This is a genomic window from Streptosporangium sp. NPDC000396, assembly GCF_042898655.1.
GTDB lineage: Bacteria > Actinomycetota > Actinomycetes > Streptosporangiales > Streptosporangiaceae > Streptosporangium.
In genome coordinates, this window is sequence record NZ_JBIAZA010000022.1 from 111269 (window position 1) to 126414 (window position 15146).

15 protein-coding genes and 1 pseudogene are annotated in these 15146 nt (G+C 68.6%); 7 read left to right on the forward strand and 9 right to left on the reverse strand.

Going from position 1 to position 15146, the window contains the following annotated elements:
• Positions 1-68: 68 nt before the first annotated feature.
• Complete coding sequence (locus ACFY2X_RS31535) at positions 69-890, reverse strand: NAD(P)H-binding protein (RefSeq protein ID WP_389945392.1); 822 nt, start codon at positions 888-890, stop codon at positions 69-71.
• A gap of 621 nt (positions 891-1511) precedes the next feature.
• Complete coding sequence (locus tag ACFY2X_RS31540) at positions 1512-4658, reverse strand: BTAD domain-containing putative transcriptional regulator (protein WP_389945395.1); 3147 nt, start codon at positions 4656-4658, stop codon at positions 1512-1514.
• A 222-nt stretch (positions 4659-4880) separates the two neighbouring features.
• Here ACFY2X_RS31540 and ACFY2X_RS31545 point away from each other — a divergent pair, with 222 nt between their 5' ends.
• Positions 4881-6026, forward strand: coding sequence for a serine hydrolase domain-containing protein (locus ACFY2X_RS31545; protein ID WP_389945398.1), 1146 nt, complete (start codon positions 4881-4883; stop codon positions 6024-6026).
• An 86-nt stretch (positions 6027-6112) separates the two neighbouring features.
• Positions 6113-6238: a hypothetical protein gene (locus ACFY2X_RS31550; RefSeq protein WP_389945401.1), complete on the forward strand. Its 126-nt coding sequence runs from the start codon at positions 6113-6115 to the stop codon at positions 6236-6238.
• Positions 6239-6324: 86 nt separating this feature from the next.
• Here ACFY2X_RS31550 and ACFY2X_RS31555 read toward each other — a convergent pair whose 3' ends face one another.
• Positions 6325-6933 carry a TetR/AcrR family transcriptional regulator gene (locus ACFY2X_RS31555; protein WP_389945404.1) on the reverse strand — a complete coding sequence of 203 codons (609 nt, stop codon included), beginning with the start codon at positions 6931-6933 and terminating at the stop codon, positions 6325-6327.
• A 19-nt stretch (positions 6934-6952) separates the two neighbouring features.
• Between ACFY2X_RS31555 and ACFY2X_RS31560 the strand changes: the two genes are divergently transcribed.
• The gene (locus tag ACFY2X_RS31560) at positions 6953-7396 is read left to right on the forward strand and encodes a DUF6463 family protein (RefSeq protein WP_389945407.1); all 444 of its coding nucleotides are present in this window, start codon (positions 6953-6955) and stop codon (positions 7394-7396) included.
• A gap of 16 nt (positions 7397-7412) precedes the next feature.
• Here ACFY2X_RS31560 and ACFY2X_RS31565 read toward each other — a convergent pair whose 3' ends face one another.
• On the reverse strand, positions 7413-8168 hold the full coding sequence (locus tag ACFY2X_RS31565) for a TioE family transcriptional regulator (protein ID WP_389945410.1): 756 nt from the start codon (positions 8166-8168) through the stop codon (positions 7413-7415).
• Positions 8169-8281: 113 nt separating this feature from the next.
• On the opposite strand from ACFY2X_RS31565, the gene ACFY2X_RS31570 reads away from it, so the two are divergent.
• A complete protein-coding gene (locus tag ACFY2X_RS31570; protein WP_389945413.1) occupies positions 8282-8482 on the forward strand; it encodes a hypothetical protein in 201 nt (66 codons plus the stop codon).
• Positions 8483-8567: 85 nt separating this feature from the next.
• Here the strand turns inward: ACFY2X_RS31570 and ACFY2X_RS31575 are convergent, their stop codons facing one another.
• Positions 8568-9236 (reverse strand): TetR/AcrR family transcriptional regulator, encoded by a 669-nt coding sequence (locus ACFY2X_RS31575; RefSeq protein ID WP_389945416.1) that lies wholly within the window; start codon positions 9234-9236, stop codon positions 8568-8570.
• Between the two features lie 89 nt (positions 9237-9325).
• Between ACFY2X_RS31575 and ACFY2X_RS31580 the strand changes: the two genes are divergently transcribed.
• Positions 9326-10060: an SDR family NAD(P)-dependent oxidoreductase gene (locus tag ACFY2X_RS31580; protein WP_389945419.1), complete on the forward strand. Its 735-nt coding sequence runs from the start codon at positions 9326-9328 to the stop codon at positions 10058-10060.
• Positions 10061-10330: 270 nt separating this feature from the next.
• Here the strand turns inward: ACFY2X_RS31580 and ACFY2X_RS31585 are convergent, their stop codons facing one another.
• On the reverse strand, positions 10331-10915 hold the full coding sequence (locus ACFY2X_RS31585) for a TetR/AcrR family transcriptional regulator (protein ID WP_389945422.1): 585 nt from the start codon (positions 10913-10915) through the stop codon (positions 10331-10333).
• Positions 10916-11159: 244 nt separating this feature from the next.
• On the opposite strand from ACFY2X_RS31585, the gene ACFY2X_RS31590 reads away from it, so the two are divergent.
• Positions 11160-12311, forward strand: a complete 1152-nt coding sequence (locus tag ACFY2X_RS31590) for an FAD-dependent oxidoreductase (protein ID WP_389945424.1) — start codon at positions 11160-11162, stop codon at positions 12309-12311.
• Complete coding sequence (locus ACFY2X_RS31595; RefSeq protein ID WP_389945427.1) at positions 12312-12503, forward strand: hypothetical protein; 192 nt, start codon at positions 12312-12314, stop codon at positions 12501-12503.
• Between the two features lie 289 nt (positions 12504-12792).
• On the opposite strand, the pseudogene ACFY2X_RS31600 reads toward ACFY2X_RS31595, so the two are convergent.
• The 3 genes and pseudogenes from ACFY2X_RS31600 to ACFY2X_RS31610 form a co-directional block, all read right to left on the reverse strand.
• A pseudogene (locus ACFY2X_RS31600) lies at positions 12793-13457 on the reverse strand (response regulator).
• 105 nt (positions 13458-13562) lie between these two features.
• On the reverse strand, positions 13563-14039 hold the full coding sequence (locus ACFY2X_RS31605) for a serine hydrolase domain-containing protein (protein WP_389945430.1): 477 nt from the start codon (positions 14037-14039) through the stop codon (positions 13563-13565).
• Between the two features lie 480 nt (positions 14040-14519).
• Positions 14520-15032, reverse strand: coding sequence for a MarR family winged helix-turn-helix transcriptional regulator (locus ACFY2X_RS31610; RefSeq protein ID WP_389945433.1), 513 nt, complete (start codon positions 15030-15032; stop codon positions 14520-14522).
• Positions 15033-15146 lie beyond the last annotated feature (114 nt).

The window sequence follows — 15146 nt, forward strand, 5'->3', positions numbered from 1 at the left end:
CGCGCCTGAACGGACCGGACCGGCCCCTGCTGGAGGGGCCGGTATCCGGACGTGCGGTCCTGGAAGATCTAGCGGAAGGCGTCGGCGTTCTCGGCCGCCCACTGGGCGAAGGTACGCGGCGCCCGGCCGGTGATCTCCCGCACGGTCGAGACCACGGTGTAGCCCAGTTCGGGTGTGTTTCCCAGCGCGTCGATGAGGAACTCGACGAGTTCGTCACCCATGCCCTCACCGCGCCACTTGGCTCGGGCCTGCTCTTCGCTGAGCTCGACGAACCCGATCTCCTTGCCGACCGCGGCGCCGAGGATGCGCACCTTCTCGGTTGTGGTCATCGCCTCGGGTCCGGTCAGCGTGTACGTCTTGCCGCCGTGCCCGCCCTCGACCAGCACGGTGGCCGCGACCGCGGCGATGTCCGCCTCGTGGATCATCGCGCTCAGCCGGCCGCCGAACGGTTCCCTGATCACGCCCTCCGCGCGGATCGTCTCCGCCCACCACTTCAGCGTGTTGGACATGAACTCGACCGGGTTGAGCAGCGTCCATTCCAGGTCGCTCGCCGCCAGTGCCTGCTCCAGCGGTCCGTCGGCCCTGCCGCCCAGCACGGTGACGCGGCGCACGCCGGACTGGACGGCGAGCTCCACGATCTCCTTGCCGGACTGCAGGGGCGTGTAGTCGTCACCGGAGAAGTTGATGAGGTGGACGCCGGTCACACCGTCGAAGGCCGCGTTGAGGGTCGCGGGGTCGGCCAGGTCGCCCGCGACGACCTCGACGCCCTCGGGCAGGCCCGCCGCGGCGGGGTTCCTGGTCAGTGCGCGCACCCGCTGGCCGGCCTGGAGGAGGGTGTCGACCACGTGGCGGCCGACGGTGCCGGTGGCTCCAGTAACCAGGATCGTCATTGCGGACTCCTTCGAAACTTCGGAACGGAACGTTCAATTCCACTATAGCAGAACGGAACAGTTCATTCCAACAAAGTCGCGTGGCCGGGAAAGGCTCTGGGCCGGGGTCCCGGTAGTAACGGCGCAGGAGACAACGGCGAATCCGACACTGAGATGACCAAGCTCGCCACCACACAGAGTAATAGCAGTTACTCAGAGCTACTTTGCGGCTGATGACGCGGACCTGAGTGGGGGCCAATACCGGATCAACTCATCGCTGGTGATCTCCGGGTACGAGCGCAGCTGCTCCAGCTGCTCCTCGGAGAACATCTTCTCGGACAACGCACCACCTCTACCTGCCGTACCGGACGAAATCGGAACGAAGGTAGTGGCAGTGATCACCACCCAGTCAAACGCGGCCGTTGCCGCAGGTCGGACGGTATTTCGTTGGAAATTTCTTCATTACTACCGGCACCCCCTTCAGCAACTCGGCATTTCGACGAGCGGCCTGGCGAAGGAGCCGCCGGTCAGATCGTCGCCAGGAGCTCGATGAGGCGAGGGGCACCAGACGAGGGCGACGATCTCTTCGGGCTGGACGGGAGATCGCGATTGCTTGGCCTACAACGATGCCCGCCCACGGCCTTATACGCGCAGCCTTGTCAGCCGGTCGGTGGCCTCATGTGGTGTCATGTCGGCGCCCCGCTGGTAGGCGGTGTCGTAGTCGGTACGGCCGAGCCGTTCCGCGAGCACCTCCGCAAGGGAGCGCAGTTCGGCGTCGCCGTGGTCGAAGGTGCCGCGGATGGCCTGGCTCAGGCCGAACGCGGTGGCCGCGCCGGCCGGGTCGCCCTCCAGGAACAGCAGCCGGGCCAGGAGTTGAGCGGCCGAGGGGGCGTCCATGTTCGCCTGCGCTGCCCGGACGGCGCGGGGCAGCAGTTCGCGTGCGCGTACGGCGTCCCCGGCGGTGAGAAGGTTGGCCACCCGAGCGGGGAGCAGCTGATTGTCGGCGGTCTCTGCCGACAGAGGCAGCTTGCGGGCGAGCGTCTCCATCCGGTCGAGTTCTTGATCGGCGCGTTCGACCTCTCCGGAGCGGCGGTACAACTCGGCCAGGCTGCCCAGGACCTCGATCTCCAGCATGGGCTGACCGCGCTCCCAGGCCGCTCGTTCGGCGGTTTCGATGTCGTGCCGGGCGCCGGTCAGGTCGCCGCCGCGCATGCGTTCGGTGGCGAGCCCGAGCCGGGTTGAGACCTCGTCCTGTGTGCCGAGGTCGGTGGCGATCGCGATGCTGCGCTCGTAGGCGGTGATCGCCTGGTCGTGGTCACCGGCGATGGCGTGGATCTGCGCCATGCCGTACAGCATCTTCGCCGTCCACCATCGGTCGCCCGCCTCCTCGAACGCGTGCAGCGCCGCTGCCATCGCGGTCGCGGAGCCCTCCCAGTCGGCCCGTTCGCGCCACCGCACAAATTCCATCAGGAAGGTGCAGGCGATCGCCCAACGGTCCGAGCCGCTCCGCACCCGGGCGATCTCCCGATCCACCGGCTCATCCAGCCCGAGCATCGCCGCCATCACCAGCGCCGTCGTCAGCAGCATCGGATAACGCCGCAGCGCGCCCGTGCGCGCGCAGTCGTCGATGAGCACGCGCAGCCGCTCGGGGTCGGTGATCGGTCTTTTTTCGCCGCCCACCAGGTGAATCGCGGTGAACGCGGCCCGGGCGTCCGCAGGCAGCGCATCGCCGAACTCCAGGACCCTGGACACGTAGGCATCGGCCCGACCGTCGTAGCGGAGCATGACCCAGTACCAGTACAGCGGCCCGAGAATCCGGGCCGCGGTCTCGGCGTCGCCGCCGTCGATGGCCGTTTGCAGGGCGTGCATCAGGTTGTCGTACTCGGCCTGGAACAGCCGCAGCGACTCCACTTGCTTGTCCGAGCGCAGCAGCGGCTCGTGTTCCTCGGCCAGGTCGGCGAAGTGCCGTGTGAGCCTGCGCAGGACGGCTTCGCGCTCCCCCGTGAGCCGGAGCTTTTCCGCCGCATGGGCTCGGATGGTTTCCAGCATCCGGTACCCGTCGCCGGCCCGCTCCACGATGGACTTGTCGACCAGGGAGTCCAGTAGATAGATGACCTCGCCCGGGGGAAGCGTCTCATCCGAACAGATCGCCTCAATCGCCGCAACCCCGGTTCTCGCCGGAAATATCGACATTCGGCGGACCAGCGTCCGTTCTTGATCGGTGAGGAGATCCCAGCTCCACTCGATGACCGCATGGAGGGTCTGCTGGCGGGGCTGGGCGGTCCGGTTGCCGGTGCTGAGCAGCCGGAAGCGGTCATCCAGCCGCCGGGCGATCTGGTCGGCGCTCATGGTCCGCAGTCGCGCCGCGGCCAGCTCCAGGGCCAGCGGCAGCCCGTCCAGCCGGCGCACTATGTCCACCACCGGCCCTGCCGCGGGCGCGTCCAGTGCGAAGCCGGGCTGTACGGCCGCCGCCCGATCGAGGAACAGCAGCACCGCGGCCGATTCGCGGGCGCGAACGGGACCGGCGTGGGCCGGCGGCAGGTCGAGCGGGCCCAGACGGCACAGCGCCTCACCCATGACTTCCAGCGGTCCCCGGCTCGTGGCCAGAATGCTCAGGTACGGCCGGCGCTCCAGCAGATGCCCGGCGAACTCCGCGACGGGTCCGGAGATCTGTTCGCAGTTGTCCAGCACCAGCACTCCTTCACCACCGGCGAGCAGATTGACCACCCGCTCCAGCGGCGTGCCGGACGGCTGGGCATCGGCGACGCCGAGCGTGCCCAGCACCGCCTCCGGCAGCCCGTCGGCCGTGTTCACCCCGGCCAGGGAAACGAGCCAGACCCGGCCGCGCTGATGGGCCCGATGCCGGCTCGCCGCCTCCACGGCCAGCCGGGTCTTGCCCACTCCTCCGGGCCCCACAACGGTGACCAGCCGGGAGGTCTCCAGCAACCCGGCCAGCAACCTCAGCTCCTCCTCCCGGCCGACGAAGCTGGTCAGCTGGGCCGGCAGACGTCCTCGCACCGCCTCCGGCCGAGCCTGTTCCGTCTCGGGGATCTCCAGCTCACCCCGTAACACGGCGAGGTGCGTCTTCCGCAGTTCCGCGGAGGGGCCGACGCCCAGCTCCTCAGCGAGCGTGCCACGGACCTCCTCGAACACGGCCAGCGCATCGGACTGGCGGCCCGCCGCATGCAAGGCCCGCATCCGCAGCCCGGCCAGCCGTTCCCGCAGCGGATGGTCCGCGGCCGCCGCCTCCACATCGGCCAGGATCTCGCCATGGTGCCCAAGCCGCAGCTCCGCTTCGAAGCGGTCTTCGGCGGCCCCGACGCGCAGTTCGTCCAGGCGCACGCCAGCCGTACCGGCAAAAGGGATATCACGCACATCGGCCAGCGCGTCTCCCCGCCACATCGCCAGCGCATCGCGCAGCAGCGAGGCCGCCCGCTGCGCGGCGCCCGCGGCCAGTTCGCGACCGCCCCGCTTCGCCAGCTCCTCGAACCGGAGCGCATCGACGTGCTCGGTGCGTACGTGCAGGCGGTACCCGCCGGCCACGGTCTCCACGACCCCGGCTCCACCCAGGGCCCTGCGCAGCCGATGCACCAGCGCATGCAACGCGTTGACGGTGTCCCCGGACGGGCGCTCCCCCCACAGGCCGTCGAGCAGCGAATCGACCGATACCACTTCGCCTCCGGCCAGTGCCAGCCTGGCCAGCAGCGCGCGAACCTTGGTGCCGCCGAGATCGATCGGCGCGCCGTCGTCGGCATAGGCCCGGACCGGACCCAGCACCTCAATCCGCATGCCCAACAGGCTAACGGGCAAGGAAACCGATCAAGCACCGGTGAGTTACAGCTGGTCCGAGAAGAGCTCGGCACCGAGTCGTGCCCGCCACCATGCGCATCCATCACCCTGATAACCCCCTTACATCAAGCCGGTGCCGGCTGGAAGAGGGTTGTAAGACGCCTGTCAGAGCCGCTGGACATCGTGGAGGACGTACGGAAGAAACGTCCGAAAGGCAGTGACATGGCAACGAACGAGAGAGTGCAGCAGGTGCTCGACTGGGCAGTGGCCGAGGTCGGCATCCCCGGCATCGTCGCCGATGTCAAGGACGGCGACCGGACCTGGTTCGGCACCGCCGGCGTGGCCGACGTCCAGACCGGTTCCCCGCGTCAGCCGGAGGAGTACATGCACACCGGCAGCAGCGGCAAGGCCTTCACCGCCGCCGTACTTCTGGCCTTGGAGGCCGAGGGCCGACTGAGCCTCGACGACACGGTGAACGCACACCTGCCCGGCGCGCTGGACGTCAACGGCTACGACGGCAACAAGATCACCATCAGGCACCTGCTCAGCAACACCAGTGGCCTGTTCGCCACCGGCCTGGCGCCGGAGATCAGCCACCGCTACGCCACCCGCTCCGGGTTCGGCAAGCATCGCTTCGACGAATTCACCACCGAAGAGCTGCTGAGGGTCGCGGTGTCTCAGCCGCCGGTCGGTGAGCCCGGCGAACGCTTCGAGTATGCCAACGGCGGCTTCTACCTCGCCGGGGCGATCATCGAAAAGGTCACCGGCAACGGCTATGCCGAGGAGGTCGAACGCAGGGTCATCCGGCCGCTCGGCCTGACCCACACCTACGTGCGCCCCTCCACGGACACGGGATACCCCGATCCGCACCCGCGCGCGTACTCGAACCTGTTCTACAAGGACGGCGCCGACCTGGCGGCGGTCACCCCGGAGAACTGGGAATCGCTGATCGAGGAGCCCAGCCTCCCGCCCCTGGACGTCACCGAGTTCAACTCCTCCCTGGCCTGGTCGGCCGGCGATGTCGTCTCCACCACCGGCGACATGATCCGCTTCGTCAACGCGATGGCCAGCGGCGGCCTGCTGCCGCCTGCCCAGCACCGGCAGATGTGGACCACGGTCTCCACCGAGGGTGGTCACTGGATGCCGCACGCCCGATACGGCCTCGGCCTGTTCGAGTTCGACAAGCAGGCGACGGGTGGCCGGACGCTGCGCGGTGTGGGTGGCAGCCTCTGGGGATCCTGGTTCTTCGCGGTGGGCACCCCCGACGGCCAACACACCATCGCCGTCCATACCAACACCGAATGGAAGACCTGGGATCCCATGTTCAAGATCATCGAAGCGGAGTTCGGCATCTCCATCGGTGCGTAGGCACGCTGCCCGCCACCGGCTCGCGATGTCCACCAGGGGCCGGCGCGAGCCGGTGGCCACCTATACCCCCTGAAAGAGGAGCGTCAATGAATGACTACGACCAAGGCGGGGTGGGTGACGTGCCGACATTCGCCACACCTGAGCCGATCATCGCCACCGTCTCGATGGCGGCAAGCTTGTCCCGGAAGAGGGCGGTCAGCTGCGACGGTTGAGCCGGTGCCGGGTGGTCTTCCCCGAGGACGCTTCGATTCTCCTCGCGTGGTCGAGCGGACGTGCGCCGGAAGCGGTGGTGCCGCGCTCAGCCCACCGGTCGGCCGGGACCGCCTCCGGTCAGCCCGGCAGCGGTGAGGGCGGCGATCCGTTCCACGAGTTCCGGGCCCGGCTGCCGGTCCAGCAAGAAGGTCCACGCGAAGACGGTGCCGAGCATGGTCGCGTGGACCAGCACGGGGTCGGCTTCCACCGTCAGCTCACCGCGGACAAGGGCTCGTTGCAGGATGCCGGACACCTGGCCACGTTCCATGGCGATGAACGTGCGCTGAAACCGCTCGGCGGTGTCCGGGTGCTGTTTGAGGTCGGCGAGCAGACCCGGGATCGCGGCGGCGACCACCGGATCGGAGAACGATTTGACGATCACGTTGGCGAGACCGGTGAGATCTCCGTGCAGCGATCCGGTGTCCGGCAGCGGGTGTGGCTCCCGGTCGTGGACCAGGCCGGCGAAGACCAGCTCGACACGGGAGGCGTGCCGACGGTAGATCGCGGCCTTTCCCACCCCGGCCCTGGCGGCGACGGCGTCCACCGTCAGCCCGGCGTATCCCACCTCCGCGATCAGCTCACGAACCGCGCCGCGGATGGCGTCATCGACGCGGCTGTCTCGGGGACGGCCCAGAGGTTGCTTGGGAGACTCCATGGTGACATCATACGGAACTATGAGTATCGGAACTGACAGTGCCGTAAAGGCGCGGAGTGAGTCGGGTCGGGCGCGAACCCTGAGCGTCTGGGCAGGGGGCATCTCTGCCGCCATAGGTGTTGTGCACACCGTTTTTTTCAGCATCAAGACCTGGCCACAGTGGGGTGACTGGATCAGCGGCGGCCTGCACGGCACGGACACGCTCAAGGATCCGGCTGTCCTCGCATCGGCACGCGACTTCTGGTCCCTGTCGGGCAGTTTCGCCGTGCCACTGATCCTGCTCGGCCTCCTCATCTCACACATGGCCCGGACCGGTCAGAAGATCCCGTCCTACCTGGGCTGGGCGCTGGGCGTATGGGTCCTCGTCAATGCATGGATCCTGGAACCGTCCGGCTTCCCGCTCGGCATCATCCCGGTGGCTCTTCTCCTCCTCGCCAAGCGCGCGGAGCACCGAAACCGCTGACGTCCCGGGACACGCCTCATGGGGGTCCTGATAGGGCGGCACTCGGCCCGCCTCCGGGCGGAGCCGGCCGGCAGCCGAGATAGGCGTCCAATGCGGCGGCGCCTGTGAGCATGGCGCGGCCCCGGGCGGACAGGCGGGCGCGCCAGTCGCGCAGGGTCGATTCCAGCGGTGCGACGCCTCCGGCGGAGCGGACCTGGGCGATCAGCGGGGCGATCTGTTCCAGCAGGTAGCCGCCCCGTCTGAGCTGGTGGGCCAGCCGGGCGTCGCGTACGTCGGCCGTGCTGTAGACCCGGTAGCCCGTCTGCGGGTCCCGGCGCGGCTGGACCAGGCCGGCGTTCTCCCATTTGCGCAGGGTGGCCGGGCGGATGCCGAGCCTTCTGGCCAGGGGGCCGATGAATGTGTCGCCGCCTTCCTGCGGTACGGGCGCCAGGTCGCGGAGCGCGGCCTCGACGGCCTGGAGGGTGCGGCGGTCGTCGAGGAGCTGGGCGTGGCTCTCGTCGATGAGCCGCAGCGCGTCCTCGATGGCGTCCCGGTTGATCGCCTGCATGATCGACGTGGCCGTCTGGTGGCCGTGTCCGGGCACGAGGGCGAGGAACGCGCGCAGGGCTTGCGCGTGCAGCGGCGTGTAGGTGCGATAGCCATGGATGGTGCGACCCGCGGTGGGCAGGATGCCGGCCTCCTCGTAGTTCCTGATCGCCTGGGTGGACAGACCGTGCTCGCGCGCCAGGTCCACCGGCCTGAGCCGTTCGCCGTTTTGAAGGTTTTGCCCCATGGTCCTGCCGATATCGCGGAAAAGTTTCAAATAAGGTTCAACGATACCGTTGAAGGCACGATTGCTGGCATCGAGGGCACCGCCCATGCCGTCGAGGCCGCTACCGTCATGGGTTGCTTCCGGCCCGGCCGCGGCTGCTCACCCTGGGCGAGCCCACCCACGGTGAGGACATTCTGCTCGACCTGCGGAACGAGCTCTTCCAGCAGCTCGTCGAACAGGAGGGCTTCCGGACGGTCGCGATCGAGAGCGACCGCATGATGGGCCTGGTCGTGGACGACGGGATCGTGTTCGTCGAGGACGTCCCGCGGAGCTAGACTCCCCCGGCCTTCAGTGCGGCGATCACCGGCAGCGCGACCGCCCCGGCGTCGTGGAGGATCACGATGATCGCGCGAGTCCGGGTCAGCGGGCGCGGAGACTGTCGACAAAGTGCCGGGTGCGCCGGTCGTAGTCGGCGCGGGTGGGTTTGGGCCAGTCGCGCAGGGCCAGGCCGTTGGCGACGGTGGCGTAGTAGAGGTCGTCGGCGGTGAAGTCCTCGCGCAGGACGCCGGCGGCGTGTGCCTGCTGGACCAGCTGGATGCCGGCGTCGGTGGCGGCCGTGCACAGCCTGACGAGTGCCTCGGACTCGGGGTGGCTCTTCAGCAGTACGTCGATCGCGACCGGTTCCCGGTATTGCAGGTCACGGCTGTCGGCGATGTAGGTGGCCAGGCGCTCCCACGGGTCGTCGCACTGCCGGGCCCGCTCCATGGCCCGATACATCTCGGCGGCGACCAATTCCTCGATGACGGCGTCGATGAGGCCCTGCCGTCCCCCGAACCGGTTGTAGATGGTTCCCTTGCTGACCCCGGCGACCCTGGCGACCTCCTCCAGCGGGGTGTTGAGCCCGCGTCCCCGGAACGCCGACAGCGCGGCCGTTCGGATCTGCGCCACGTTGCGGGCCGCGTCGGCGCGCAGTGCACGAGGCCCGGTGGCCGCCTGGTCCTTCGGCGCCGCGGTGTCTGGGCGCCCTCCGGTCGCCGGGGAGGTGTCGGCGGTGCCGCCGGAGTTGGCCGTGCCCGGCACAGGACTCACTTGATCCACCCCACACAATTTGACGCCACAGTCAATTTAAGGCCATAGTCGAGTAGTTGACCCTCCAGTCAAGATATCAGGGGTGTGTTATGTCCAAGTCCATCGGCGTGTTCGGAGCAGGATCCGGACTCGGCCAGGCCGTCGCCCACCGCTATGCGCGAGAGGGCTATGACGTCGCCTTGGTCGCCCGGCGCCGGGAACCCCTCGAACTGCTGGCCAAGGACCTTGCCCCTCACGGTGTCGCGGTCCACGTCGTCACCGCCGATCTGGCCGACACCGACGCGATCGGCGACCTGGCCGAGCGGATCCGCGCCGGGGTCGGCGGCCTCGATGCTTTCTACTACGGGCCGAACTCCGCCGACCCCGGATTCACCCCCGCCGCCGACCTCACCCCCCGCCAGGCCCGCGGCTTCATGTCCATCACCCTGTACACCCTCGTCGCGCTGGTGCAGCAGTTCCTGCCGCACATGCTCCACCAGGGCGACGGGGCCGTCCTGACCGCGCCGGGAGCCAGCGCCCTGCAGGGCATGCCCGGCATGAGCGGACCCGGGCCGGCTCTGGCCGCCCAGCGTAACTACCTGCAGGCCCTGCACGCCGAGGTCGCAGGCAAGGGTGTCTACGTCGGCGAGCTCTACATCGGAGCCCTGATCGCCGACAGCGCCGTCCACGCCGGAATCCAGGCCGCCCGGGAGGCCGGCGCGCCCGTCCCCGATTGGGCCGCCACCCCGGCCTCCCCCCACGAGCTGGCCGACCTGCTCTGGAACATGCACACCGCCAAGGACCGGTCCGAAACCGTATACCCCGCCGATCTGTTCGACCGCTGACACCACTGCCGCGCCGGCCACCCCACCGCCCTCGGCGGAGCGATCGCCTTCTCCGGACGGATCTTCAAACCCCCGCACATCCTGTCCTGCATCGACACCGACGAGACCCACCGGCGCGACATCAAGGGCATCCGCAACCTCCGGGAGAACCGCCACGCCTCCTGGAGAACCGCCACGCCCTCGCCCGCAAGATCTGCCACGGCAAGAAGGGCGAGCTCTACCACCCGCCCGCAGCGAGCGCGGTCGGTGGGCGTGTGGTGATGCTGCCCGTCAGTGGGCGGTGGGCGGCCGCCAGCCGTGGGTGAGGATATCGAAGATCATCTCGACGGCGGCCCGGGGATCCTGGCGGCCACGGGCGAGGGTGGGGATTTCCAGGACGTAGTGGGCGAGGGTGGCACAGGCGAGGTCATCGTGGTCGGCGCCGAGTTCGTCGGCGATGGCCGTGGCGAGGGCGTCGGTGTGCCGGGTCCACATATGCCCGGCGTAGGCACGCAGTTCGGGTGTGGAGTCCACCAGGTGGGTGAACTCGGCTCGCTGGGGGTGGGTCTCGATCGGCGGCCAGGTGTCCAGGACGTGCTGGCGGAGGGCGTCGAGGATGCTCTGGCCGGACGTGCGCTGCCGGATCACGGCGATGAGCTGTGCCTCGCGGTCCTGCTCTTGGTCGAAGACCAGCGCTTCCTTTCCGGTGAAGTGCTTGAACACCGTAGTGGTCGACACATCCGCGGCATCGGCGATGTCGCGGATGCTCACCTGGTCATAGCCGTGCTCCAGGAAGAGCCGCAGGGCTGCGTCGGCGATCGCTTGCCGGGTGGCCGCCTTCTTGCGCTCGCGGCGGCCGACGGAAGACACGGTCATGAATGAAGCATACCCGATAGTGGCACCATGCAGATTGTGAAATTAGTTGTTTAGTTGACTCATTGCACTTTTGTACTTAGTCTCATCAGCGTCACGAGGCCCCGGGCCGGCGCACCTTTCAGATTGCGCCGCGCCGCTCACCACCGGCCTTGTTGATCACAGGCCTGCCTGCGAGGCCTGGACGTGAGCGCCCGGCCCTGCCTGTCGAAGGCCCCGCCTCTCAACTGATCGGAAGGAACCAGCCATGAGCTCTCCCGCGCCCCACCACGCCCGTATCAGCGTCATCGGCGCCGGACCGGGTGGCCTGACCTGCGCCCGTATCCTGCAGCGGCACGGCCTGGCGGTCACCGTCTATGACCGCGATGCCGGCCCGGACGCCCGTGACCAGGGCGGCACCCTGGACCTGCGTGCCGACGACGGCCAGGTCGCGCTACGCGAGGCCGGCCTGCTGGAGGCGTTCTTCGACCTGGCCCGCCCCGAGGGGCAGGAAATGCGCCAGATGAACCCCGCCGGCCAGATTCTGTTCCACCACATCCCCGGCGACGGCGAGCTGTTCAAGCCGGAGATCGACCGCGGCCAGCTGCGCATCCTGCTGTTGAACTCCCTGAAGCCGGGAACGGTGCGGTGGGGCCGCTCCCTCACAACGATCAGCGGGCCCGCCGACGGCCCCCGGCTGCTGCACTTCGCCGACGGCGGCACCGTCGAGACCGATCTGGTCATCGGCGCTGACGGCGCCTTCTCCCGAGTCCGCCCCGCCGTGTCGCCGGCCGTCCCCCAGCACAGCGGGGTGAGCTTCCTGGAGGCCTGGTTCTCCGACGTCCAGGCCCGCCACCCCGACATCGCCGCCCTGGTCGGCCAGGGCGGCGCCGCCGCAGCCGACGGTGACCGCGGCCTGTTCGCCCAGCGCAACAGCGGCGACCACATCCGCGTCTACATCATCCGGCGCACCCCCGCCGGATGGATCAACCAGAACGGTCTGACCATCGGCGACACCGACGCCATCCGCGCCCTGCTCCTCGAGGAGTACGCGCACTGGTCCCCCAGCCTGCGCCGCCTGATCAGCGATAACGACGGCCCCTACGTCGACCGCCCCATTTATGCCCTGCCCGCACCCCACACCTGGGCGCACAACCCGACCGTCACCCTCCTCGGCGACGCCGCCCACGTCATGCCCCCGCTCGGCGTCGGCGTCAACCTCGCCATGCTCGACGCAAGCGAACTCGCCCTCGCCCTCGCCGACGCCCCCACCATCGACGACGCCATCCGCACCTACGAGCACACCATGCAGCCCCGCTCCGCCGAGATGGCCCGGCTCCTGGAAGGCGGTGCTGAACATCTGCTGTCCGACGAACTCCCCGACTTCGCCCGCGACGACGACACCCACACCGGCCTGTGAGTGCGGCCGCGCAGCAGGCGCGGCAAGAACATCGGCGGTGCCGCCGTCACCGATGCCGCCATACTGTCCATGGCCCTGCACTTGCGCGAGCAGAATCTGAGCCTGCGCGACATCGCCTCCCGGCTCGTCATCACCAAGGGCAAAAAGAAAGGCCAACACCCCTCCCCGGCCTGTTCTGCGCATGCTGCGTGAACACGACGGAGGGAAGCCCTCGGTGCCGATGACGACTGAGGCCAAGGGCTGACCGGCGGATCGTCCGAGTCCGACGCATGGGAACACGAGCCATCCATCATGATCGCTCTCAGCGCCAGCGGCTGTCCGCTCGTTCCTCAACCCCAGTGTTGTTGTAAAACCACGGCGTCGGCCCTGTCGCGGAGTTGCCGGCTGATCGGGCGGGGCCAGGGTACGGCTGGTGCATTCGCGAAAAGCGGGGTGTCGCAGTCAGACCCTATTGCCATCCCGTCAGACCACGGACGCCTCCTCAACGACGCCAGCGGCCCGGCTGGACGAGACCGGACTCATAGGCGCAGATGACCGCCTGGATGCGATCCCGTAAGCCAAGTTTGGTCAGCACGTTGCTGACATGGGTTTTCACGGTGTGCTCACTGACCACCAAAGCCGCAGCGATCTCCGGGTTGGACAGGCCCTGGCCGAGCAAGGCGAGAGTTTCCCGCTCCCGGCCGGTCAGGGAGTCCATTCCCGGCACCTCGATCGGCGGGCGGGCATCGCGACGGACGAGGTCGTCGATCAGCTTTCTGGTCACGACGGGTGCCAGCAGCGATTCCCCGGCCATGACGACCCGGACGGCGTGGACGAGGTCGTCGCGGCGCACGTCTTTCAGCAGGAAGCCGCTGGCTCCCGCGTGCAGGGCCTCGTAAACGTACTCGTCCTGGTCGAAGACAGTCAAGATGACGACCTTGGTGTCGGTCTCGGCGCAGATCGTCCTGGCGGCCTGGATACCGTCCATGATGGGCATGTTGATGTCGAGCAGGGCGATGTCGGGGCGTGGGTGCGTACCGCCTCGACGGCTTGGGCGCCGTCGCCGGCCTCGGCCACGACCGTGATGTCCGGCTGGGTGTCGAGGATCAGGGCGAAGCCGCCGCGCATGAGCTCATGGTCGTCGGCTACCACGACGCGGATTGTCACAAGGCGGCTCCCGGCAGGCGTACCGCGACGGTGAAGCCGCGCCGGCCCGGCCCGGGGCCGAAGGACGCCGACCCGCCGCACGCAGCCGCGCCGGCTGGTGCGCGGTCAGCGCCTCGCCCAGCGGCCGCACGTCCGCGCCGCTGCCCACGACATAGTCCTCGTCGAACCCGGCCGTGTGCGTGAGCAGGTGCCGCAGCGTGACCGGACGCCCCGGGTAGGTGTCACGATCTTGAAAGTCTTCAGATACGTGTTCACGTCGGCGTTCAACTCCAGCTTGCTCGCGCGGACGAGCTGGAGGGCCGCCTGAGCGGTGAACAACTTGGTCTCCGACCCGATGAGGAACCGGGTGCGCTCGGGATCCACTGGGACCCGCCGCTCTACATCGGCCCAGCCATACCCCTTGTGCACCACCCGCTTGCCGCTTTCCACCACGGTCACGGCCACACCCGGGATCTTCTCCTCGGCCATCGTCGCAGCGACGTGCTCGTCGACCAGTGCGCCGAGCCCCTGCAGGGCCGGCGGCTCGACTGCCCGCGCCGGGGCAGTCATCAAGACCAAAGCGGTCATGAGTTTCAGCAACATGCCGTCAAGGTTCTTGCGCCCGACCCTGCCGGGACATCGCCGACGCCACCCATTCGTCCCTCCATCGCTCGAGGGAGGAGAGCAGGTTTCACTTCGCCAGATAACAGAGTCTCTCCGCGCACCGCCCCGTGGGCGTTCCCACAGCTCGTGAGCGGCGGTGCGGCAGATAACAGGCCGCCGTTATCTACGCCAAGACCCCAAGATCCCCAACACCGCCCGCATCGAAACGGCCAGTGGCGGTAACCCGAGCCCTGACGGCTCGCCAACGCCACTGACCGTTCGGTTGCCGCTCAAGCCCCGAGCCTTCGCGAGGGCCTTCGGGCACAGCGTGGAAGAAGATCCCTGACCTGCATTGACGTTGTTTCCTCCGTCGTTACCGCCGGCACCCCGCAATGCCGAGCCCAGCTCAAGACCAGCTTCGCCGACGGCTCACCGATCAGAAGCTGGACCGGTTACCCGGCCGAGGTTGTGTGACGGCCATTAGCGGCGGATGAGGAAGCCGTCCTCGATCGCGGTGAGCGCGATGCGCAGATGCTCGCTGAGCGCGCGGGCGGTCTGCTCGGGGATCCGTTCGACCATGCGGGCGTGGGCGGCGGTCGTCGTACGGACCGCTTCCTCGGCGATCTCGACACCCTGCGGGGTGAGCCGCACCCATGTGCTGCGGCCGTCGTCCTCGGCAGCCTCGCGGATGACGTATCCGGCGGCTACCAGGCGCTTGAGCACGTTACTGATGCCGCCCGAGGACAGCAGGAGGGCGTGGGTCAGCTCGGTGGGCTTGAGGCGGTACGGCTCGCCGATGCGACGCAGTGTGGCCAGCACCCCGTACTCGGCGGGGGTGAGCCCGAGCTTCTCCAGCTCGACGGCGGTGGCGCCGTCGAACGCCGCGGTGAGCAGGGCGCTGCGCTTGGCGAGTTCCAGGGGCAGGCCGGCGACCCCGGGCATCTGGATGTGCCAGGCCGCGATGATGTCGTCGACGTGATCGGGTTCAACCATGCTTCACCCCTTCTGCAGCGCTGGCGTCGCGCATCCTGCAGAGCCGACCCGAGCCGATAGCTCAGTATAAAGATAATTAGCTCCCGATCACCCATTCCCCTTGCGCGGCTCCGG

Excerpts from the sequence above, each read along its gene's own strand:
- ACFY2X_RS31610 (WP_389945433.1), bottom strand. The coding sequence starts at position 15,032 with ATGGTTGAACCCGATCACGTCGACGACATCATCGCGGCCTGGCACATC.
- ACFY2X_RS31580 (WP_389945419.1), top strand. The coding sequence starts at position 9,326 with ATGTCCAAGTCCATCGGCGTGTTCGGAGCAGGATCCGGACTCGGCCAG.
- ACFY2X_RS31545 (WP_389945398.1), top strand. The coding sequence starts at position 4,881 with ATGGCAACGAACGAGAGAGTGCAGCAGGTGCTCGACTGGGCAGTGGCC.
- ACFY2X_RS31565 (WP_389945410.1), bottom strand. The coding sequence starts at position 8,168 with ATGGGGCAAAACCTTCAAAACGGCGAACGGCTCAGGCCGGTGGACCTG.
- ACFY2X_RS31560 (WP_389945407.1), top strand. The coding sequence starts at position 6,953 with ATGAGTATCGGAACTGACAGTGCCGTAAAGGCGCGGAGTGAGTCGGGT.
- ACFY2X_RS31540 (WP_389945395.1), bottom strand. The coding sequence starts at position 4,658 with ATGCGGATTGAGGTGCTGGGTCCGGTCCGGGCCTATGCCGACGACGGC.
- ACFY2X_RS31585 (WP_389945422.1), bottom strand. The coding sequence starts at position 10,915 with ATGACCGTGTCTTCCGTCGGCCGCCGCGAGCGCAAGAAGGCGGCCACC.
- ACFY2X_RS31535 (WP_389945392.1), bottom strand. The coding sequence starts at position 890 with ATGACGATCCTGGTTACTGGAGCCACCGGCACCGTCGGCCGCCACGTG.
- ACFY2X_RS31555 (WP_389945404.1), bottom strand. The coding sequence starts at position 6,933 with ATGGAGTCTCCCAAGCAACCTCTGGGCCGTCCCCGAGACAGCCGCGTC.
- ACFY2X_RS31550 (WP_389945401.1), top strand. The coding sequence starts at position 6,113 with ATGAATGACTACGACCAAGGCGGGGTGGGTGACGTGCCGACATTCGCC.
- ACFY2X_RS31605 (WP_389945430.1), bottom strand. The coding sequence starts at position 14,039 with ATGTTGCTGAAACTCATGACCGCTTTGGTCTTGATGACTGCCCCGGCG.
- ACFY2X_RS31590 (WP_389945424.1), top strand. The coding sequence starts at position 11,160 with ATGAGCTCTCCCGCGCCCCACCACGCCCGTATCAGCGTCATCGGCGCC.